This window comes from Actinomadura latina NBRC 106108, assembly GCF_001552195.1.
Classification (GTDB): domain Bacteria; phylum Actinomycetota; class Actinomycetes; order Streptosporangiales; family Streptosporangiaceae; genus Spirillospora; species Spirillospora latina.
Genome location: NZ_BCQS01000018.1, coordinates 215748 through 235660 on the forward strand (window position 1 = coordinate 215748; position 19913 = coordinate 235660).

Annotated in this window: 17 protein-coding genes; 14 read left to right on the forward strand and 3 right to left on the reverse strand. The window is 74.3% G+C overall.

The genetic code is table 11. The features are described 5' to 3' along the window. Positions 1-10: 10 nt before the first annotated feature. The 4 genes from AL2_RS23695 (at position 11) to AL2_RS23710 (ending at position 4277) form a co-directional block, all read left to right on the forward strand. A complete protein-coding gene (locus tag AL2_RS23695; protein WP_067637016.1) occupies positions 11-520 on the forward strand; it encodes an Rv1363c family protein in 510 nt (169 codons plus the stop codon). Continuing rightward, the gene (locus tag AL2_RS23700; protein WP_067637018.1) at positions 517-1050 is read left to right on the forward strand and encodes a nuclear transport factor 2 family protein; all 534 of its coding nucleotides are present in this window, start codon (positions 517-519) and stop codon (positions 1048-1050) included. The genes AL2_RS23695 and AL2_RS23700 overlap by 4 nt, the downstream gene beginning before the upstream one ends. A gap of 200 nt (positions 1051-1250) precedes the next feature. Then, positions 1251-2453: a PucR-like N-terminal domain-containing protein gene (locus AL2_RS23705; protein ID WP_067637019.1), complete on the forward strand. Its 1203-nt coding sequence runs from the start codon at positions 1251-1253 to the stop codon at positions 2451-2453. 117 nt (positions 2454-2570) lie between these two features. After that, positions 2571-4277: an FAD-dependent oxidoreductase gene (locus tag AL2_RS23710; RefSeq protein ID WP_067637021.1), complete on the forward strand. Its 1707-nt coding sequence runs from the start codon at positions 2571-2573 to the stop codon at positions 4275-4277. 5 nt (positions 4278-4282) lie between these two features. On the opposite strand, the gene AL2_RS23715 is transcribed toward AL2_RS23710, so the two are convergent. Next, positions 4283-5545: a coiled-coil domain-containing protein gene (locus tag AL2_RS23715; RefSeq protein WP_067637023.1), complete on the reverse strand. Its 1263-nt coding sequence runs from the start codon at positions 5543-5545 to the stop codon at positions 4283-4285. Between the two features lie 147 nt (positions 5546-5692). Here AL2_RS23715 and AL2_RS23720 point away from each other — a divergent pair, with 147 nt between their 5' ends. Both AL2_RS23720 and katG read left to right on the forward strand, forming a co-directional pair. Further along, a complete protein-coding gene (locus AL2_RS23720) occupies positions 5693-6151 on the forward strand; it encodes a Fur family transcriptional regulator (RefSeq protein WP_067637025.1) in 459 nt (152 codons plus the stop codon). Continuing rightward, positions 6144-8375, forward strand: coding sequence for a catalase/peroxidase HPI (gene katG, locus AL2_RS23725; protein WP_067637028.1), 2232 nt, complete (start codon positions 6144-6146; stop codon positions 8373-8375). The genes AL2_RS23720 and katG overlap by 8 nt, the downstream gene beginning before the upstream one ends. Positions 8376-8426: 51 nt before the next feature. Here katG and AL2_RS23730 read toward each other — a convergent pair whose 3' ends face one another. Both AL2_RS23730 and AL2_RS23735 read right to left on the reverse strand, forming a co-directional pair. After that, entirely contained in the window at positions 8427-8846 is a 420-nt protein-coding gene (locus AL2_RS23730) for a Fur family transcriptional regulator (protein WP_067637029.1), read from the reverse strand. Positions 8847-8923: 77 nt separating this feature from the next. Beyond that, positions 8924-10174, reverse strand: coding sequence for a L,D-transpeptidase (locus AL2_RS23735; RefSeq protein ID WP_245666866.1), 1251 nt, complete (start codon positions 10172-10174; stop codon positions 8924-8926). Between the two features lie 345 nt (positions 10175-10519). On the opposite strand from AL2_RS23735, the gene AL2_RS23740 reads away from it, so the two are divergent. Genes AL2_RS23740 through AL2_RS23775 form a run of 8 tightly spaced genes read left to right on the forward strand, consistent with a single transcriptional unit; the run spans position 10520 to position 19824 of the window. Beyond that, positions 10520-11923 (forward strand): exopolysaccharide biosynthesis polyprenyl glycosylphosphotransferase, encoded by a 1404-nt coding sequence (locus AL2_RS23740; RefSeq protein ID WP_083946829.1) that lies wholly within the window; start codon positions 10520-10522, stop codon positions 11921-11923. Further along, positions 11920-13209, forward strand: a complete 1290-nt coding sequence (locus AL2_RS23745) for an O-antigen ligase family protein (protein ID WP_067637031.1) — start codon at positions 11920-11922, stop codon at positions 13207-13209. The genes AL2_RS23740 and AL2_RS23745 overlap by 4 nt, the downstream gene beginning before the upstream one ends. Beyond that, positions 13206-14945 carry a lipid II flippase MurJ gene (locus AL2_RS23750; protein ID WP_067637033.1) on the forward strand — a complete coding sequence of 580 codons (1740 nt, stop codon included), beginning with the start codon at positions 13206-13208 and terminating at the stop codon, positions 14943-14945. The genes AL2_RS23745 and AL2_RS23750 overlap by 4 nt, the downstream gene beginning before the upstream one ends. Further along, positions 14917-15597, forward strand: coding sequence for a polysaccharide deacetylase family protein (locus AL2_RS23755; protein WP_067637141.1), 681 nt, complete (start codon positions 14917-14919; stop codon positions 15595-15597). Before AL2_RS23750 ends, AL2_RS23755 begins: the two co-directional genes overlap by 29 nt. Next, on the forward strand, positions 15594-16721 hold the full coding sequence (locus AL2_RS23760) for a glycosyltransferase (RefSeq protein ID WP_067637035.1): 1128 nt from the start codon (positions 15594-15596) through the stop codon (positions 16719-16721). Before AL2_RS23755 ends, AL2_RS23760 begins: the two co-directional genes overlap by 4 nt. Beyond that, positions 16708-17472, forward strand: coding sequence for a Wzz/FepE/Etk N-terminal domain-containing protein (locus tag AL2_RS23765; protein ID WP_067637037.1), 765 nt, complete (start codon positions 16708-16710; stop codon positions 17470-17472). The genes AL2_RS23760 and AL2_RS23765 overlap by 14 nt, the downstream gene beginning before the upstream one ends. Next, positions 17469-18587, forward strand: coding sequence for a GNAT family N-acetyltransferase (locus tag AL2_RS23770; RefSeq protein ID WP_067637039.1), 1119 nt, complete (start codon positions 17469-17471; stop codon positions 18585-18587). The genes AL2_RS23765 and AL2_RS23770 overlap by 4 nt, the downstream gene beginning before the upstream one ends. After that, the gene (locus AL2_RS23775) at positions 18580-19824 is read left to right on the forward strand and encodes a glycosyltransferase family 4 protein (RefSeq protein ID WP_067637041.1); all 1245 of its coding nucleotides are present in this window, start codon (positions 18580-18582) and stop codon (positions 19822-19824) included. The genes AL2_RS23770 and AL2_RS23775 overlap by 8 nt, the downstream gene beginning before the upstream one ends. The last annotated feature ends 89 nt before the right edge of the window (positions 19825-19913 follow it).

Consider the following 19913-nt stretch of genomic DNA (forward strand, 5'->3'; position numbering starts at 1 on the left):
GGGGGCGCCCATGACCGACGACACTTTGCGGCGGACGGCGACCGCCCTTCTCACCCTCGCCGCGCTCTTCGCCGCCTGGGCCGGATGGTCCTGGTACGCGGCGGCGCACGACGACGCCTACGCCTACTCCCGGACGCGCGACGAGGTGCTGCAGGCGGGGGAGCAGGCCGTCCAGAACCTCAACACGCTCGACTACCGCGACCTCGGGCCCGGCCTGAAAACGTGGCAGGACTCCACCACCAGCGACCTCTACCGGCAGATCACCCAGGGACGCAGCGCGTTCGAGGAGCAGGTGAAGAAGGCCCGGACCGTCACCAGCGCCCGCATCCTGGACGCCGCCGTCTCCGAGCTGGACGAACGGTCCGGCAGGGCGCGCATCCTCGTCGCCGTCGAGATCACCGTCACGCCGCCGGACGGCGATCCCGTCACCAAGCAGAGCCGCCTCGTCGGCAAGGTCACCAGAACCCCCGCGGGCTGGAAGCTCAGCGAGCTGGGGCAGGCACCGGCGGAGGCGATGTGAAGGCCACCAGGGTCCGCGCCGAAGCGACGTCACCCGTCGCGCTCGGCATCGTCGCCGTGCTGCTCGCCACGTTCGGTGTCTGGGGGCTGCACAGGGCGGACGCCGTGCGGGACGACCCGTCCGTCCGGAACGCGGCCCTCACCGACGGCGCGGTCACCAGCGAGGTCAAGGGCGCCGTCGCCGACATGGTGGGCACGGTCTTCTCGTTCAACTACACCGACCCCGCGCGCACACAGAAAGCCGCGCGAGCCGCGCTGACCGGCGATGCCGTGCCGCAGTACGAGGAGATCTTCGCGAAGGTCCGCGAGGACGCGCCGAAGGCGAAGACCGTCCTCAGCACCCGCGTCACCGACAGCGCCGTCACCAGGCTGACCGGCGACCGCGCCACCGTCCTCGTCTTCGCCGACCAGCAGACGACCCGGACGAGCGACGGCGGCAGCACCCACGCGCCCGCCATGCTCACCGTCACCGCCGTCCGCCGCGCCGGCCGCTGGAAGATCGAGGCCCTCGACACCTTCACCGCCCGCTGACCCGTATTCGCGTCGATCCAGTTGGCGCGGTCCATAAATAAAAATGGTGGACACGGGCACTGCCTGCGCTTTTGTTAACTGACTCCATGAAACACGGGTCAACAGGTTATATCAGCGACAATCGAAATCGGAGGCCATCCGCAATCCTGGGGAAACGCCCGCATCCCGGCGGGCGTCCAGGCAGGGGGGAATGGCGAGCGATGGCCACGGCATTGGACGTCCGCACGTTCGAGGAAGTGCCGGCGTGGGTGGGGCGGCGGCTGCGGCCGCACGTGGACCGGGCGGCGGACGAGCTGCTGAACGAGCTGCGCCGCGGCGGTCCGCGGATCGGCGAGGACGAGGCCGGGCGGGCGCGGGCCGGGGTGGCCGCCGGGATCCGGCACTTCTGCGACCTCGTCGAGGACCCGGGCGCGGGCTGGGAGCGGGTGTCGGCGTTCTACCTGCGGGTCGGGCGGCATCTGGCGCGGGACGGACGCGACCCCGTGGAGACGCACCAGGCGCTGCGCCGGTCGGCGTGCGTCGCGTGGCGGACGCTCGGTGACCTCGACCTCGACCACGCCGCGCTCGGCCTCGTCATGGACGCGCAGTTCGCCTACATGGACGCCGTCGCCGAGGTGATCGCCGCCGGGTACGCCGCCGAGATCGCCGACCGCGCGGAGCGGCGGCTGGCGCCGGTCGTGCACCGGCGCCGCGCCAGGCTGCTGCACCTGCTGCTCGCCGAGCCGCCCGCCGGCCCCGAGCACGTCGCGGGGGTCGCGGCGGAGGCGCGCTGGCCGCTGCCCGCCACGGTCGCGGTGGCGGTCGCCCGGCGGCGCCGCGAGGGGGCGGTCCCGCACGAGGTGCCGGGCGACCTGCTGGCCGACTTCGCCGCGCCGGAACCGTGCCTGGTCGTCCCCGACCCGGGCGGGGCGGGCCGCGGCCGGCTGCCCGCGGCGCTGCTGCGCGACTGGGTGGTGGCGGTCGGCCCGGCGGTGCCCCTCGCGCGGGCCGCCGACTCATGGCGCTGGGCGCGCGAGACGCTCGCGCTCGCCACCCGCGGCGTGATCCCGGACGGTGGGCTGATCCGCAGCGCCGAGCACGTCCCGGTGCTGGTGATCTCGCGGGCCGGGGAGCTGATCGACGACGCGGCGGCGACCCGGCTGGCGCCGCTCAAGGCCGTCCCGCCGGCCCGCCGGGAAAGGCTCGCCGAAACGCTGCTGGCATTGCTGGAGCACAATTTCAACGCCGCCGACGCGAGCCGCCGGCTGCGTGTCCACCCGCAGACCGTCCGGTACCGGCTGCGCCATTTGCAGGACCTTTTCGGGGATGAGTTGCGCGACCCCCGCCGCTGCCTGGAAATGGAGCTGATTCTGCACGCGCGCATGGTGAACCGCGGTACGGGCGGCCAGCCGGGCGCCCGGTGACGCGCGTTTGTCAGCCCGGTGACAAGCGCGTCGCCGAATCGTTGCCCCGCACCCATGGCGGACGACGCGGCGGAGGGTCCACACTCGGGTCCTTCTCCGCGACGAAGGTGGTGTGCGATGGCCGGTGACGCCGATGACTTCGACGTGATCGTGGTGGGCTCCGGGTTCGGCGGCAGCGTGACGGCGCTGCGGCTGGCCGAGAAGGGCTACCGCGTCGCCGTGATCGAGGCCGGACGCCGCTTCGACGAGGACACCCTGCCCAAGACGTCGTGGCGGCTGCGCAAGTACGTGTGGGCGCCGCGCCTCGGCATGCGCGGGATCCAGCGCGTCCACCTGGTCGGCGGCAAGGCGGGCGTGCTGGTCCTGGCGGGGGCCGGGGTCGGCGGCGGCTCGCTCGTCTACGCGAACACCCTGTACGTCCCGCCGGAGCCGTTCTTCAAGGACCGCCAGTGGGGCCACATCACCGACTGGCAGGACGAGCTGAACCCGTTCTACGACCAGGCCCGCCGCATGCTCGGCGTCACCGTGAACCCGCTCGTCACGCCCGCCGACGAGGCGATGAAGCGCGTCGCGGACCGGATGGGCGTCGGCGACACCTACCACCCGACCCCGGTCGGCGTGTTCTTCGGCGAGAAGCCCGGCGAGGACGCCGCCGACCCGTACTTCGGCGGCGCCGGCCCGCGCCGGACGACCTGCACCGCCTGCGGCTCCTGCATGATCGGCTGCAAGGTCGGCGCGAAGAACATGCTCACCAAGAACTACCTGTACCTGGCGGAGAAGGCGGGCGTCCAGGTCATCCCGGACACGACCGTCACCTCGCTCACGCCCAGGGCGGACGGCGGCTACGAGGTGGCCACCGAGCGCACCACCCCGCTGCGCAAGCGCCGCCGGACGCTCACCGCCGAGCACGTCGTCCTCGCCGCCGGGACCTACGGGACGCAACGGCTCCTGCACCGCATGCGCGCGTCCGGGCGCCTCCCGAACCTGTCGCCGCGCCTCGGCGAACTCACCCGCACCAACTCCGAGGCGCTGCTCGGCGTCGAGCGCATGACGGTGTGGCACCGCAAGAACGACGTCGACCACAGCACCGGCCTCGCGATCACCTCGTCCTTCCACCCGGACGACAAGACCCACATCGAGCCCACCCGGTACGGGGCGGGCAACAACGCGATGGGCGTCATCCGGACGCTGCTGGTCGACGGTGGCGGCGCGCCCCGCTGGCTGAAGTTCCTCGGCCAGTCCGTCCGGCACCCGACCGTCATCCTGCGCGGCCTCTCCCTCAAGGACTGGGCCAAGCGGACGGTCATCGCCCTCGTCATGCAGACCGCCGACAACTCGATCACCCTTGCCGAGAAGAGGGGCCGCCTCGGCCGCCGCAAGCTGGTCGCGCGGCAGGGCGACGGCGAGCCGAACCCGACCTGGATCCCCGTCGCCCACGACGCCGTCCGGATGCTCGCCGAGGAACTCGACGCCACCCCCGGCGGGACGTGGTTCGACCTGTTCAACATCCCGACGACCGCGCACTTCATCGGCGGCTGCGTCATCGGGGAGACGCCGGAGAGCGGCGTGATCGACCCGTACCACCGCGTCCACGGCCACCCGGGCCTGCACATCGTGGACGGCTCGGCGGTCACCGCGAACCTCGGCGTCAACCCGTCCCTCACGATCACGGCCCAGGCGGAGCGCGCCATGGCGTTCTGGCCGAACCGCGGCGAGAAGGACCCGCGCCCCGAGCCCGGAGCGGCCTACCGGCGCATCGACCGCGTCATGCCGGACAGCCCCGCCGTCCCGGAAGGCGCCCCCGCCGCGCTGCGATCGCCGTAGCCGCGCTAGTCCTCGGGCCCGGCCTCGGGCTGGTCGGCGGGCTCATCCGGCACCCGGCGGTGGGTGGCCTGGTGGACGCGGACGGCCAGGATCGCGCGGGCGAACCGGCCCGCCAGCTCGCCGTCCATCACGTCCGGGACCTGGTCGACGCCGATCAGCCCGCCGGGCCGGGCGACGACCGCGGCGGACTCGCCGACCCGCACCCCGCGGCCGTCGTCGAGGTCGTCCACGGACGGCAGGTCCAGCGCCGCCCGCAGGGTGTCCTGCAGCGCGCGGACGGTGGCGGCGTCGCGGTCGATGCGGACCTCGGCGGCGTCGGCGCGCTCCTCCGCGGCGTCCGCGCGCTGCTCGGCCCGGTCCGCGCGGGTCATCGCGGCGAGGATGCGGTCCTCCGCGGAGTCGGCGAGCCGCTCGGCGCGCTTGGCGCGGACGGCCTGCTCCTCCGCCCGGTTCGCGGCGGCGTTCCGCTCCACGGTCAGCCCCGCGACCTCGCCCTGGACGACGCTCAACTCGGCCCGCAGCCGGCGCTCGGCGTCGGCGGCGGCCTCCAGCTTGGACCGGGCCTCCGCCAGCTCGGACCGGACGTCCGCGAGATCCTTGCGGGCCGCGGCCAGCGCGCTCTGCTCGGCGGACAGCCGGGTGGCGAGGTCGTCGCGCTCGCGCTCGGCGTCGCTGCGCGCCTGGTGCTCGGTGCTCCACGCCGCCTCGGCGCGCTTGCGGAGCCCCTCGGCGGACGCGGCCTCGTTCGCGGACGTGGCACGGGCCTGCTGGTGGGCGCCGGCCTCCTTCCACGCGTTGGCCTCGCTCTCCTGCGCCGCGGTGACGCTGGCCTTCGCGGCGGCGAGCCCCTTCTCGAACTCCTCGCGCGCCTCGGCGGTCTCCCGGCGCGCCTCCGCGGCGCGGGCGTCGGCCGCCGCGGCGCGCGCGTCCGCCTCCGCGGACTGCTGCCGGGCGCCGCGCGCCTCGGCCAGGGCCCGCTCGGCGTCGTCCAGGGTGCTCCGGACCTCGCCGTCCAGCCGGTCGCCCAGCGTGGCGGCGAGCGTGGCGAGCTGCGCCACCAGCCCGGACAGCCGCTCGACGTCCGCGCCGAACGCGCGCACCGGCGCGGGATCGACCTCGGCGCTCACCGTCGTGCCCGTGCTCGTGCTCGCGTTCGTGCTCGCGTCCACGGCCACCTCCGCGAATTCGTCCTCGCCGGCCCGGCCGTCCGGCAGCAGGAGCGGCGCGGTCAGAGCACCGTCGTCCGGGACCTCTTGATCTTCGCGCACGCGAGCATCCTAGTGAAACGCCCCGATTTGCACAGAGTTCCGATTTGCACAGAAGTCCTCCGTCCGGGCGATGGCGCCGCGTCCCGGCCGAGACTTGGACGACTCCTTATCTTGACTCGTTCAAGAAAATGAGCCAGTCTGTGTCGCGTGGCAACGCCCTTGGAGTTCCGGGAGACGCTGCGGGGGGCCGCCTTGCGGGTGACCCGGCCGCGGCTCGCGGTGCTGCGCGCGGTGCACGCGCATCCGCACGCCGACACCGACTCCCTCATCGGCGCCGTGCGCCGGGAGTTGCCGAAGGTGTCCCACCAGGCCGTGTACGACTCGCTGCGCGTGCTGACGACGGCGGGACTGGTGCGGCGCATCCAGCCGTCCGGATCCGTGGCGCGCTACGAGTCGCGGACCGGCGACAACCATCACCACGTCATCTGCCGGTCGTGCGGCGCCATCGCCGACGTCGACTGCGCCGTCGGCGAAGCCCCCTGCCTGACCGCGTCCGACGACCGGGGCTTCGCGATAGACGAGGCCGAGGTCGTCTACTGGGGCCGCTGCCCCGACTGTCAACCCGATCCATCTCCTGCTTCGTCCTGGAAGGAAGCACATGGCTGAGAACACCGAGGCCAACGTCTACGAGACGAACGAGGAAGGCGCCGGCGGCTGCCCGGTGGTGCACGGCGCCCGCGCCGCCCACCCGACCCAGGGCGGCGGCAACCGCAACTGGTGGCCGGACCGGCTCAACCTGCGGGTCCTCGCCCCGCAGCCGGCCGAGACCAACCCCTACGGGCCGGACTTCGACTACGCCGAGGCGTTCAAGAGCCTCGACCTGCCCGCCGTGAAGGCCGACATCGCCGCGCTGCTCACCGACTCGAAGGACTGGTGGCCGGCGGACTTCGGCAACTACGGCCCGCTCATGGTCCGCATGGCGTGGCACAGCGCCGGCACCTACCGCATCCACGACGGCCGCGGCGGTGGCGGCGGCGGCCAGCAGCGCTTCGCGCCCCTCAACAGCTGGCCGGACAACGTCCTCCTCGACCGCGCCCGCCGGCTGCTGTGGCCGGTCAAGAAGAAGTACGGCAAGAGCCTCTCCTGGGCCGACCTGTACATCCTCGCCGGCAACGTCTCCCTGGAGACGATGGGCTTCGAGACGTTCGGGTTCGGCGGCGGCCGCGAGGACGTCTACGTCCCGGACGAGAACGTCTACTGGGGTCCGGAGCAGGAATGGCTCGGCGACGAGCGCTACACCGGTGAGCGGGATCTGGAGAACCCGCTCGCCGCGGTGCAGATGGGCCTCATCTACGTCAACCCGGAGGGGCCGAACGGCAACCCGGACCCGATCGCCGCGGCCCGCGACATCCGCGAGACGTTCCGCCGGATGGCGATGAACGACGAGGAGACCGTCGCGCTGATCGCCGGCGGCCACACCTTCGGCAAGACGCACGGCGCGGACCCGCACGTCAACGTCGGACCGGAGCCGGAGTCCGCGCCGATGGAGCAGATGGGCCTCGGCTGGAAGGGCACCTACGGCACCGGCAAGGGCGACGACGCGATGGGCAGCGGCCTTGAGGTCACCTGGACGGACACGCCCACCACCTGGGACAACAGCTTCTGGGAGATCCTGTTCGGGTACGAGTGGGAGCTGTTCAAGAGCCCCGCGGGCGCCTACCAGTGGCGGCCCAAGGACGGCGCCGGCGCCGGCACCATCCCGAAGGCCCACGACCCGGAGGGCCGCACCCACCCGACGATGCTGACGACGGACCTGTCGCTCCGCTTCGACCCGATCTACGGGCCGATCTCGCAGCGGTTCAAGGACAACCCCGACGAGTTCGCGGACGCCTTCGCGCGCGCCTGGTACAAGCTGACCCACCGCGACATGGGCCCGGTCGTCCGCTACCTCGGCCCCGAGGTCCCGGACGAGGAGCTCATCTGGCAGGACCCCGTCCCGGCCGTCGACCACGAGCTCGTCGACGCCGCGGACATCGCCGACCTCAAGCGGCGGATCCTGGACACCGGCCTGTCGGTGCAGCAGCTCGTCAGGACCGCGTGGGCGTCGGCCGCGTCGTTCCGCGGCAGCGACAAGCGCGGCGGCGCCAACGGGGCCCGCATCCGCCTGGAGCCGCAGAGCGGGTGGGAGGTCAACGAGCCCGACGAGCTGGCGCAGGTGCTGCGCGCGCTGGAGGGCGTCCAGGAGGCGTTCAACTCCGCGCAGACCGGCGGCAAGAAGGTCTCGATCGCCGACCTGATCGTCCTCGGCGGCTGCGCGGGCGTCGAGAAGGCCGCCAAGGACGCGGGCCACGACATCGAGGTGCCGTTCACGCCTGGACGCACCGACGCCTCGCAGGAGCAGACCGACGTGGAGTCGTTCTCGGCGATGGAGCCGACGCACGACGGCTTCCGCAACTACGTCGGCAAGGGCAACCGGCTGCCGACCGAGTTCCTCCTCGTCGACCGGGCGCAGCTGCTGAACCTCACCGCGCCCGAGATGACGGTGCTCGTCGGCGGCCTGCGGGTCCTCGGCGCGAACTACCAGCAGTCCAAGCTGGGCGTGCTGACCGACAGGCCCGGGACGCTGACCAACGACTTCTTCGTGAACCTGCTCGACATGGGCACCACGTGGGAGCCGACGTCCGAGGACGCCGAGACCTTCGAGGGCCGCGACGCCTCCGGCGAGGTCCGGTGGACCGGCAGCCGCGCCGACCTGGTGTTCGGCTCGAACTCCGAGCTGCGCGCGGTCGCCGAGGTCTACGGTGCCGACGACGCCAAGGAGCAGTTCGTGCAGGACTTCGTCGCCGCCTGGGACAAGGTGATGAACCTGGACCGCTTCGAACTGGTGTGACCCTCCCGTCCGGGCCGGCCCGCTCTCCGGGTCGGCCTGGACGCCGGTCCGTCAGGGCCGGCAGCCGGGGCAGAGCCCCCAGAACGTGACATCGGCCTCTTCGACCAGATAGCCCGCCTCATCGACCGGCTCCAGGCAGGGCGCGTGCCCCACCACGCAGTCGACGTCCCTCATCGCCCCGCAGTTGCGGCAGACCAGGTGGTGGTGGTTGTCGCCGACGCGCCCCTCGTACCGCGCCGGGCTGTCACCCGGCTGGATGCGGCGCACGAGCCCCGCCGCCGCGAGCGCGTGAAGCGCCTCGTAGACGGCCTGGAGCGAGATGTGGCCCACGCGCTCGCGCACCCCGCCGGCGATCGTCTCGACATCGAGGTGATCCCCGGTCCGGACGGTCTCCAGCAGCGCGACGCGGGCGGCCGTCACCCGCAGCCCGACCCCGCGCAGCTCTTCGGCGATGCCCTGCGACGCGGTCATGCCCCACCTCTAGACGCGAGCGATTCCGACAACGGATGACAAAAGTGTAGTCGAGGCCGCTATCGCGCCGGATGTGCTCACGCTTTCGTGGTGGTCACCGGCTTTCCCAGGGTGCTGCCCTTGGCCCACTTGGTGAAAGGCAGTTGCCAGTAGCCCCAGCCGTTCGTCCACTGGAGGGCGCGCTTGGTGCCGGTGATGGTGACCACGTCGCCGCGATAGGACCAGTGGAAGAACCACTGGGCGTCGGCGGAGGGGGAGCGGACGCAGCCGTGGCTGCAGTTGCGGTTGCCGAGGCAGGACGGGTCGTCCATGTTCTGGTGGATGTACTCGCCGCTGTTGGAGATGCGGGTCGCCCACGGGACCTTCTCGTCGTACCAGCCGGGGTCGCCCTTCTTCTTGCCGGGCGGGCGCATGCGCTCCAGGCGGACGTGGTCCATGGTGAGGTGGACGCCGCTGGTGGTGAGCAGGTGGTCGACGCCGTCGCGCTGGACGTCGCCGCCGACGCCGAGGCTGACGCCCCAGGTGCGGACGGTGCGGCCGTTCTTCTTGACGACGAGCCGGTGCGTCTTCGCGTTGATGTTGATGACGTGGGAGTCGCCGACCTTGAAGGTGCGGATCACGTCCTTGTCGCCGAAGACGTTGTCGCCGATCTTCAGGCCCGCGTAGTGCACCTTGACGGTGACGCGCTGGCGCGGCTTCCACGGGCGCTTCGGGCGGAACACCATCGAGGGGAGGCCGTTGAAGGACTCGCCGGCGCTGAGCCAGCGCCACGCGCCCTCGGTCGGGGTGGTGGACGAGATCTCGGTGGCGCGCTCGATGGCGGGCTTGGCCTTGTCCGGGACGGCCTTGTTGAACTGGACGAAGATCGGCATGCCGGTGCCGACGGTCTCGTTCTGGCTGGGGACGACATTGTTGACGCGGGTGGCGGCGATGGCGCGGCTGGCGCGGAACGCGCTGGTCGCGGTTGTGGACTTGCCCTTCGGGGACGTCGCGGTGGCGGAGACCTGGTAGCTGCCGCCGGGTTGCAGCGTCCACGTGGATCGCCATTTGGTCTTGTCGGCGGAGAGGGATCCGGGGACCTCGGCGCCCTTCAGCTTGACGGAGACGGCGCCGAGCGCACCGCCCGCCGCGGTGACCGTCACGCCCTGGTCGGGGCGGGCCCTGCCGTTGCCGTCCGCCGGAGAGATCGTGACCTGCGGCGTGCCGTCGTCGCCGCCCTTCGCGGTCGCGCCGCCGGTCTCCCCGTCACCGCCGCCGCACGCGGCCGCCAGTCCCAGGACCAGCGCCAGCACCAGCGCCTTTCCTCGCACCGTCGCCTTTCCTCGCACCGTTCTCCTTCACCAGCCCGCCGGGCCCGCGCGTCGCGGGACGGCAACAAGATCGCTTACGGAACGGCCCTTATTCCCGTCCCGTCCGCAGTGGCGGGCCGGCGCGATGGCGACGTCCGATCACGTAGGACGTCCATGGTCCCGCGAAGGTTCGCGTGCGGGGGACGATTCGGCGGATCTTTCGTGGTCCGCTGACGCTTCGGGTGCTCCGTCGATCTTCTCTTCAAGACTGTGGTGGGCGCGGTTAAAAGCGGCGATCCGCCTGCTGACCAGTTGCGATGCTGGAGCGTGGCCGCCTGCGACGGCCCCGCTAGGTGAGTTCTCGGCTGTGAAGGGACGCGCGCGATGAGAGCCCAGGGGCTGAGTCCTTCCATCGACGCGGGCGGTGCCGCCGCCGATCTCGTCCCCGCGGGCGCCGACGTCCTGGTTCCGGCCGGCCGCGCCGCGCGGACGCTGGCCGGGGTGTGCCCGGCGTGCGTCGCCGTGGTGGACGGCTGGGCGATGGCCGTCGGCGTCTCCATGTCGCGGGGCGGCGTGATCGCGGGCCTCGCGGCGCTGGCCGTCGTCGTGTTGAACGCGGCGAGCGGGCTCTACCGCACGTGCCGCAGCCCGTCGCTGCTGGCCGACGCCCCGCAGCTCCTCGTGCGGATCCTCGTGGTGGCCGCGGTCGTCGCGGTGCTGCTGCCGGACCCGGTGCCGGCGCTGCTGTGGGCGGTGGCGGTTTCGGCGTCGCTGTCGCTCGGTTTCCGCGCGTTCGTGAACGCCGCCGTCCGGACGTACCGGTGCCGCCGGGCCCGGCCGCGTCCGGCGCTCGTCGTCGGGACGGGCGGGACGGCCGCGCACATGGTCGACATCCTGCGGGACCGCGGCGAGTTCGGCCTGTCGGCGGTCGGGCAGGTGGCTGCGGGAGGTCCCGCGTCCGCGCCGGCGCTCGGCGAGACGTCCGACCTGCCGGCGCTCGTGGAGGAGCACTCGATCGGCACGCTCGTCGTCGTCGCCGAGGACGTCCACCCCGACCAGCTGGACGCCGTGCTGCGCATCTCGTTCGGGCTGCCGTGCGAGACGCTGCTCGTCCAGCCGCCGTCGGACGTGGTGCCGGTGGCGCCGGCGCGGCGCGAGTATTTGGCCGGGCTGCCGTGCGCGCGGGTCGACTGGCGGCTCCGCGACCCCGCCGCCCGCTGCGCGAAGCGGGCGCTCGACCTGGCGGTGGCGTGCGCGCTGCTCGCCGTCGCCGCGCCGGTACTCGCGGCGTGCGCGCTCGCGGTGCGGATCGAGGGCGGCCCCGGCGTGCTGTTCCGGCAGCGGCGGATCGGGCTCGGCGGCGAGGAGTTCGTGCTGCTGAAGTTCCGGACGCTGAAGCCGGTGGACGAGCGGGAGTCCGACACCCGCTGGACGGTCGCGAACGACGCGCGGATGGGACGGGTCGGCCGGTTCCTGCGCAACACGTCGCTGGACGAGCTCCCGCAGCTGTGGAACGTGGTGCGCGGCGAGATGAGCCTCGTCGGTCCGCGCCCGGAACGTCCCCATTTCGTGGAGCAGTTCGCGCGCACCTGCCCCGGCTACATGCTGCGGCACCGCGTCCCGGCCGGGATGACGGGCTGGGCGCAGATCCACGGGTTCCGCGGCGACACGTCCATCGAGTTGCGGGCGCGGCTCGACAACCACTACATCGACCACTGGACGTTCGCCGGCGACCTGAAGATCCTGCTGCTGACCGCGCGGGCGATGCTCTGCCGGGACGCCGGATGACCGTCCTCGCCCCGCCGCTCGCCGCGGGCCGGGTTCCGCGGCGTCCGAGCCTGCTGGTCGCGGCGACGGTGGCGAGCGTCGGGATCCCGCCCGGTCCGGCGGCGTTCGGGCCCGGCGTGCAGGTCACCGCCGGGGACGTCGCGAGCTGCGTGCTGGTGGGGACCGCCGTGTTCCTGCTGGCCACCGAGCGGGTCGAGATGCCCCGCGCGGCGTTCTGGGCGTTCGCGCCGCTGGTGGCGGCCCTCGGCGTCAGCACCGTGCATTCGGCCGACATCGGGACGAGCATGGCCGGGTTCGTCCGCGACCTGCAGGTCTTCGTGCTGGTGCCGCTGGCCGTCGTGCTGCTCGTCCGCGATCGCCGCGACCTCGCCATCGTGTTCGCCTCGCTCGTCGGGCTCGGGCTCGCGGAGGCCGGGTACGGGATCTGGCAGGCGGTCACCGGCAACGGCGCGTCGATGGGCGGGCAGAACATCCGGGCCGTCGGCACGTTCGGCGCGCTCGACGTGATGGCGATGTCGATCGTCGTCGGCTTCGCGTTCCTCATCCTGACCGCGTTCGCGCTGACCGCCCCCGGCCGCGGCCCGGCCGCCGTCCCGGCCGCGCTCGCCGGACTCGTCGTGCTGGCCGCCGCGCTCACGCTCGCGCTCAGCCGGGGGACGTGGCTCGCGCTCGGCGCCGCCGCCGTCCTCATCCTGGTCGTCTTCGACCGGTGGACGGCCGTCAAGGTGCTGACCTGCTGCGCCGCGCTGCTGGTCGTCATGGTCACGGTCATGGGAGGCGGCGGCCAGGCCGTCGTCGAACGCTCCAAGTCGATGGCCGCCTCGGTCAGCCACCCCGACCAGTCCGTGGACGACCGGTACAACCTGTGGGCCGCCGCCGTCCGGATCTGGGAGGACCATCCGCTCACCGGCGTCGGCGTGAAGAACTTCCCCGCCTACCGCGACACCTACGCGACGATCGAGCTGTCGTCCGGCAGCGAGACCGCCGACCCCGTCAACGGGTACGTGCGGCAGCCGCTGCTGTCGCCGCACAACGAGTACCTGCTGTTCCTGTCCGAGCAGGGCGTGGTGGGCTTCGCCGGGTTCGGCGCGCTGCTCGCGGTGATCCTCGCCGGGCTGTGGACGCGCCGCCGCGTCCGCGACCCCTTCTGGCTGGCGGCCGCGGGCCTCACGGCGTTCCTGCTGATCAACTTCCTGTACGCGGACCTCGGCGGGCCGACCTGCGCGCTCACCGCCGTCGTCATCGGCGCCGTCGCCGCGTGCGCGTTCGGGACGGTGAAGGAATGACCGGCGGCGGGGTGGGCTCCGTCGGACGCGCCGCAGCGCTGTCGGGCGTGCTCATCGCCGCGGGCACCGGGCTCGGGTTCGCCCGCGACCTCGTGATGGCGCACATGTTCGGCGCCAGCGAGAGCACCGACGCGTTCCTCGTCGCCTGGACGATCCCGGAGACCGTGTCGCCGCTCCTCATCGAGGACGCGATGGCGCTGCTCATGGTCCCCGTCGTCACCCGGCTCCTCGCGCGCGGCGACGGCCTCCGCCCGCTCGCCGGCTCGACGCTGCCGCGCATGGTGCTCGGCCTGTCGCTGGTCACGCTCACGCTCGTGGTCGCCGCCCCCGTCGTGGTGGACGTCCTCGCGCCCGGCCTGGCCGAGCACGGCCCGGCCGTCCGGTGCGTCCGGCTGACGGCGATCACCGTCGTGACGTTCGGCGTCGCCGGCTTCATGAGCGCGACCCTGCGCGCCCACCACCGCTTCGGCCCGCCCGCCGCCATCTACCTGGCCTACAACATCGGCATCCTCGCGCTGATCGCGGGCCTCTCCGCCTTCGTGGGGATCACCAGCGCCGCCATCGGCGTCGCCTGCGGCAGCCTCCTGATGGTCGCCGTCCAGGCCCCCGCCTTCACCCGCTGCCTCCGCGACAGCCCGCCCGCGGCCGGAAGCGCGGCTGGGAACGCGGCCGGGAGCGCGGCCGGGAGCGCGGCCCCGCGCCCGCCCGCCGCGAGGCATGTCGAGTGGCGGCTCGGGCTCGCCGCGGTGGCGCCCGTCGTCGTGTACACGGTCACGCGGCAGTCGCAGGTGTTCGTCGAGCGGTTCCTCGGCTCCGAACTGGCCGCGGGCTCCATCTCGCATCTGAACTACGCGCAGAAGGTCGCGCAGGTCCCGATGGTGCTGTCGCTGCTGATCGTGACGGTGACGTTCCCGAGGCTCGCGCGGGCGTCGGCGGACGGCGACACCTGGCAGGTCGCGCGTCGCATCCGGCAGGACCTCGTGATCGCCAGCATGATGGTCCTGGCCGCCGCCGCGTTCCTCGTCGCGTTCGCGCCGGCCCTCATCAAGGTGCTGTTCGAGCACGGCGAGTTCACGGCCGACGACACCGCGAGCACCGCGGGCATCATGCGCGTCTACGCGCTCGGGCTGTGGGGGCAGTCGGCGGTCGGCCTCGCCGCCCGCGCGTTCTTCGCGCAGCGGCGGCCGACCTGGCGTCCCGCCCGGGTCCTCGCGCTCGGCCTCGCGGTCACCGCCGCGATCGGGGCCGCGTTCGCCGCCGCCGCCGGGACGCTCGCGCTGGCCGCCGCCAACGCCGCCGGGATCACGCTCGCCGCCGTCCTGCTGCTCGCCGGGCTGCGGCGCGGCATCGCGCCGGTCGCGCCGCGCCGGATCGCCGCCGACGTGTCCCGGCTGATGCTCGCCGCCGCCGGCGCCTGCGCGGCCGGGATGCTCACCGCGCGCGCCGCGGCCGGACTGCCGGTGCTCGTCCAGCTCGCCGTCGGCGGGCTCGTGACCACCGCCGCCTTCGCGGTCCTGACCGTCCTGGCGGGACCCGACCTCGTTGCTCCATGGATCGCATTGCGGTCGCGCCGCAGCGTGCGCGGCCGGACCGAATCGGGGGAGACCAGTGAGCCAGCCGACCGAGCCCGCGGGAACGACGCGACCGGCGAGAACGACCGAACCGGACCGGCCGGCGGAGGAGGTCCGGCCGGTCCCGCTGGTGCTGATGTACCACTCGGTCGACAACTTCGATGAGGACCCGCACCTGGTGACGGTGTCGCCGGCGCGGTTCGAGCGCCAGCTCGCCTGGCTGCGGGCGCGCGGCCTGCGCGGCGTCGGCATGGCCGAGCTGCTGGACGCGCACGCCGCCGGCCGGGCGCGCGGCCTCGTCGGGCTGACGTTCGACGACGGGTACGCCGACTTCGCCACCCGGGCCGTCCCGGCGCTGCTCCGGTACGGGTTCGGCGCGACCGTGTACGTCGTGACCGGGCGGATCGGCACCTACAACGCGTGGGACGCCGACTGCCCCCGCAAACCGCTCATGACGGCCGGCCAGATCCGGACCGTGGCGGGCGCGGGCATGGAGGTCGCCTCGCACGGCCGCCACCACGTCTCCCTCCCGGACACGGACGACACCGAGCTGCGCGAGGAACTGGAGGAGAGCCGCGCGACCCTGGAGGACATCGTCCAGGCGCCGGTCACCGGTTTCGCCTACCCCTACGGGCACGCCGGCGCCCGCGAAGTCGAGGCGGTGCGCGCCGCCGGGTACGACCACGCGTGCGACATCCGCCCCGAGGAGCCGTCCCGGCACGCATTGCCCCGCACCTACATCGGCGACCGGGACGGGCCGCTGCGGCTGCGGGCGAAGCTCGTCCGGCACGAACTGCGCCGCCGGAGCCACGTGTGACCCGTGTCCTGCACGTCATCACCGGGCTGGAGCACGGCGGCGCCGAACGCCAGCTCGCGCTGCTGCTGCGCCACCTGCCGGTCGCCTGCGAGGTCGCGACGCTCACCCGGACCGGCACGCTCGGCGCCGAGATCCGCCGCACCGGCGTGCCCGTCCACGAGATCGGGATGCGCGGCAACCGCGACCTCGCGGCGCTGCCCCGGCTCGCCCGGCTGATCCGGCGCGGGCGGTTCGACGTCGTCCACACCCACCTGTACCGGGCGTGCGTCTACGGGCGGATCGCCGCGCGGCTGGCCGGGGCGGCGCGCGTGATCGCCACCGAGCACTCGCTCGGCGACGGGCACATCGAGGGGCGGGCGACGACGCGCGGCGTCCGGGCGCTGTACCGGGCGACCGAGCGGCTCGGGTCCGCGACCGTCGCGGTGTCGCCGGCCGTCGCGGCCCGGCTGCGCGGCTGGGGCGTGCCGCCCGGCCGGATCATCGTCATCCCGAACGGCATCGACGCCGCCGCGTTCGCGTTCGACGCCGCCCGCCGCGCCGCGACCCGCCGCCGCCTCGGCATCGGCCCGGACGAGCCCGTCGTCGGCGCGGTCGGGCGGCTCGTCCCGACCAAGCGGTTCGACCTGCTGATCGAGGCGGTCGCGCGGCTGGACGGCGTCCGGCTGCTGCTCGTCGGCGCCGGGCCGATGCGCGGCGCGCTGGAACGGCTGGCGCACGGCCGCGGCGTCTCCGTGATCTTCGCCGGGGGGACGTCGGACGTCGCGGGCGCGCTCGCCGCGATGGACGTGCTCGCCGCGCCGTCCGTCCAGGAGACGTTCGGGCTCGGCGTCCTGGAGGCCCTCGCCGCCGGGCTGCCCGTCCGCTACACGGCCTGCCCCGCCCTCGACGGCCTCCCGCCCGGCGAGGCCCCCGCCGCCCGCCGCCTCCCCACCGACGCCGCGGTCTGGAGCGCGGAACTCGCGGCCGTCCTGGCGGGGGAGCACGACCGGACGCGCGTGCCGCCCGTCGTCGCCCGCTACGCCATCGCCGAGCAGGCCGCCGAGCTCGCCCGGCTCTACCTGCCCGGACCGTCCGATCGCGGGGTCGTTCCGATACGAGAAAGGGCTCAAGATGCCGCAACGTGAAGCCACACCGGAGGGCGGGAGGCTCGACGCCGCCGTCCAGCGCCTGCGCGGGCCGGCCGCCGTGCTGCTGCGCCGGTTCGGCCTGGCCACCGCGTTCGTCCTCGCCGGGTTCCTCGGCGGGCTCGGGTACGCGCTGTTCGCGCCCACCACCTACACCGCGACGGCGTTCGTCCTCGTCGTGGACGCCGGGGACGGCCAGTCCGGCCCGGCGGCGGTCAGCTTCGCGCAGGCGTACGGGCGGCTCGCGCCGCTCCCCGAGACCCTCGAACACTCCTCGATCCCGCTGCCGAAGCACGCCGCGGGCGGCACCCGCGAGCACATCCAGGCGTCCACCTCGCCGGACACCCCGCTGATCCGGCTGGCCGGCAGCGCCCGGACCGCCCGCGACGCCGCCGCGTTCGCCAACGCCGCCGCGGACGCGCTCGTCCGGTACGGGACGCAGCACCGCTCCGACACCGGCGTCCGCGTCGCGCTGATGACGCTCGCCGAGCCGCCCGCCGTCCCGTCGTCGCCGAACCCGGCGCTGGACATCGCCGCCGGAACGGCGGCCGGCGTGCTGCTCGCCGGGCTCAGCGCCGCCGTCATGAGCGGCCGCCGCGGCGCCCGCCGCGGCAGGGGCCGGCGCGCCGCCGTCCCCGCCCCGGCCGCCGTCCCCGCCCCCGCCCCGGCCGCGGCGGAGGCTCCGGCTCCCGCCCCGGCGGACGCCTCGGCGGACGCCGCCCGGGTGGAGGCTGTGGAGGCGCGGTCATGACCGCGGTCGCTCCCGTCCGGCTCGCGACGCCCGCCGTCGAATGGTCGGTCGAGGTGCACCGGGACGAGCAGGCGCTCGTCGGCCTCGCGGACGAGCTGCGCGACCTCTACGACCGCAGCCCGGCCGCGACGCCGTTCCAGACCTACGAGTGGATCAAGGCGTGGTGGGGCTGGTACGGGACGCGGGGCCGGCTGCGGCTCGTGCTCGTCCGGTGCCGGGGCCGGCTCGTCGCGGCGGCGCCGCTGATGGCGGGCGTCCGGTACGGGTTCCCGGTGCTGGTCCCGCTGGCCGGGGAGCAGAGCGACTTCACCGACTTCCTCCTCGACCCCGTGTACGCGGACGGCGCCGTCCGGCACCTCGCCCGCGCGCTGCTGGGCGAGCGCGGCTGGTGCGCGATCGACCTGCGGGAGGTCCGGCCCGGGTCGGTGGCGCACCAGGTCGCCGCGCAGTGGCCGCGCCGGACGTGGCGGACGCCGTCGTCGGTGTGCCTCGAACTCCCGGCCGGCGGCATCGACGACGTCCTCGGCCGGCTGCCGCGCCGCACCGCCGGGAAGATGCGCGCGAAGCTCCGCAAGATCGACGTCCGCGGCATCACGGCGGAGAGCGCCCCGCCGGAGCGGGCGGCGGAGGCCGTCCACGCGCTGCTGGACCTGCACGCCCTGCAGTGGATGGGCCGCCCGATCAACCCCGAGCACACCCGGGAGCGGTTCCGCCGGCACCTGGCCGAGGCGGTGAGCGGGATGGTCCGCGACGGGCGCGCCGCCGTCGTGCAGTACCGGTGGGACGACCGGCTCGTCGCCGGCGACCTCGTGCTCATCGGCCACCGCTACGTCGGCGCCTACCTGTACGGCGCCATCCCGGACCTGCGCTCCTGCGTGGACGTCTCGCTGATGATGCTGCGCCAGGACCTCGCCATCGCGCGGGACCGGCACCGGCAGGGCGTCAGCCTGCTCCGCGGCGACGAGCCGTACAAGCTGAAGTGGCGGCCGGTGCCCGTCCGGAACGAGCGGATCATCCTCGGGCGGTCCGCCTCGGCCGCCGCGTTCGCCGGCCTCGCCCGGACCCGCGGGCGGCTGTCGGCCCGGCGGCACCCCGGGCTGGACGAGCATGGCTGAGCCGCTCCGGGTCCTGCACGTCAGCCAGCCCAACGCGGGCGGCGTCGCCGTCTACGTCGGGCAGGCCGCCATGGACCAGCGCAGGCGCGGCTGGAACGTCGCGGTGGCGTGCCCGCCGGGCGGCGACCTGCCCGAGCGGTGCATGGCGGCCGGCGTGCCGTGGCTCAACTGGGATGCCGCGCGCACCCCCGGGCCCGGCGTCCTGCGCGAGTCGCTCCGCCTCCGGCGGCTGGTCCGGACGTTCGCGCCCGACGTCGTCCACCTGCACTCGTCGAAGGCGGGCCTGGCCGGGCGGCTGCCGCGCCGCCCGCGCGGGACGCCCGTGATGTTCCAGCCGCACGGCTGGTCGTGGCTCGCCGCCACCGGACGGCAGGCCGCCCTCAGCCGCGGCTGGGAGCGGCTCGCCGCGCGCTGGAGCGACGCGCTGGTCTGCGTCGGCGCGGGCGAGCGGAGCCAGGGCGCGGACGCGGGCGTGAGCGGCGCCTACCGGCTCGTCCGCAACGGGGTCGACCTGAGCCGGTTCGCCCCGGCGGACGGCGCGGACCGGCGCACCGCGCGCACCCGGCTCGGACTGGCCGCCGGGGTGCCGCTCGCCGTCTGCGTCGGCCGGCTGACCAGGCAGAAGGCACAGGACGTCCTGGTCGAGGCCTGGCCGGCCGTCACCGCCGAGTGCCCGTCCGCGGTGCTCGCGCTCGTCGGGCACGGCGAGGATCTGGAGCGGCTGCGGAGCCGGCGGACGGCCGGGGTCCGGTTCGTCCCGGCGGTCGCGGACCCGCGCGACTGGCTGGCGGCGGCGAACGTCGTCGTCCTGCCGTCCCGGTGGGAGGGGCTGCCGCTGACCGCGCTGGAGGCCCTCGCGATGGGCCGCCCCATCGTCGGGACGGACATCCCCGGCATCACGGAGATCGTCCGGCCGGGGCTCGGCGCGCTGGTGCCCGTGGACGACCCCGGCGCGCTCGCCGCGGAGATCACCGCCCGGCTCCGGTGCCCCGGGATCGCCGAGCGGGAGGGACGCGCGGGCGCCACCGCCGCGGTCGGCTACGACCTGGCCGGGACGCTGGATCTGCTCGCCGCCGTCACCCGCGACGTGGCCGGACGCGGCGGCGCTCCCGAGGAGGCCCTGGCCGACGTGCGGGCGGTGGCGGGCGGGCTCGTCCACGCGGGCCCCGCCGGCGTCGGGGACGGCGTGGTCGCCGGAGCCGGTGCGGCCGGCACGCCGCCGAACAGCTCCCGGTAGGTGGTCGACGACCGCGGGTTGCCGCCGCACGACCAGACGCCGTGCGGGCAGTAGTCGGTGATCGACTGGTACGCGACATCGTGCGACAT

Excerpts from the sequence above, each read along its gene's own strand:
- AL2_RS23695 (WP_067637016.1), top strand. The coding sequence starts at position 11 with ATGACCGACGACACTTTGCGGCGGACGGCGACCGCCCTTCTCACCCTC.
- AL2_RS23705 (WP_067637019.1), top strand. The coding sequence starts at position 1,251 with ATGGCCACGGCATTGGACGTCCGCACGTTCGAGGAAGTGCCGGCGTGG.
- AL2_RS23710 (WP_067637021.1), top strand. The coding sequence starts at position 2,571 with ATGGCCGGTGACGCCGATGACTTCGACGTGATCGTGGTGGGCTCCGGG.
- katG (WP_067637028.1), top strand. The coding sequence starts at position 6,144 with ATGGCTGAGAACACCGAGGCCAACGTCTACGAGACGAACGAGGAAGGC.
- AL2_RS23730 (WP_067637029.1), bottom strand. The coding sequence starts at position 8,846 with ATGACCGCGTCGCAGGGCATCGCCGAAGAGCTGCGCGGGGTCGGGCTG.
- AL2_RS23740 (WP_083946829.1), top strand. The coding sequence starts at position 10,520 with ATGAGAGCCCAGGGGCTGAGTCCTTCCATCGACGCGGGCGGTGCCGCC.
- AL2_RS23745 (WP_067637031.1), top strand. The coding sequence starts at position 11,920 with ATGACCGTCCTCGCCCCGCCGCTCGCCGCGGGCCGGGTTCCGCGGCGT.
- AL2_RS23750 (WP_067637033.1), top strand. The coding sequence starts at position 13,206 with ATGACCGGCGGCGGGGTGGGCTCCGTCGGACGCGCCGCAGCGCTGTCG.
- AL2_RS23755 (WP_067637141.1), top strand. The coding sequence starts at position 14,917 with ATGTACCACTCGGTCGACAACTTCGATGAGGACCCGCACCTGGTGACG.
- AL2_RS23765 (WP_067637037.1), top strand. The coding sequence starts at position 16,708 with ATGCCGCAACGTGAAGCCACACCGGAGGGCGGGAGGCTCGACGCCGCC.
- AL2_RS23770 (WP_067637039.1), top strand. The coding sequence starts at position 17,469 with ATGACCGCGGTCGCTCCCGTCCGGCTCGCGACGCCCGCCGTCGAATGG.
- AL2_RS23775 (WP_067637041.1), top strand. The coding sequence starts at position 18,580 with ATGGCTGAGCCGCTCCGGGTCCTGCACGTCAGCCAGCCCAACGCGGGC.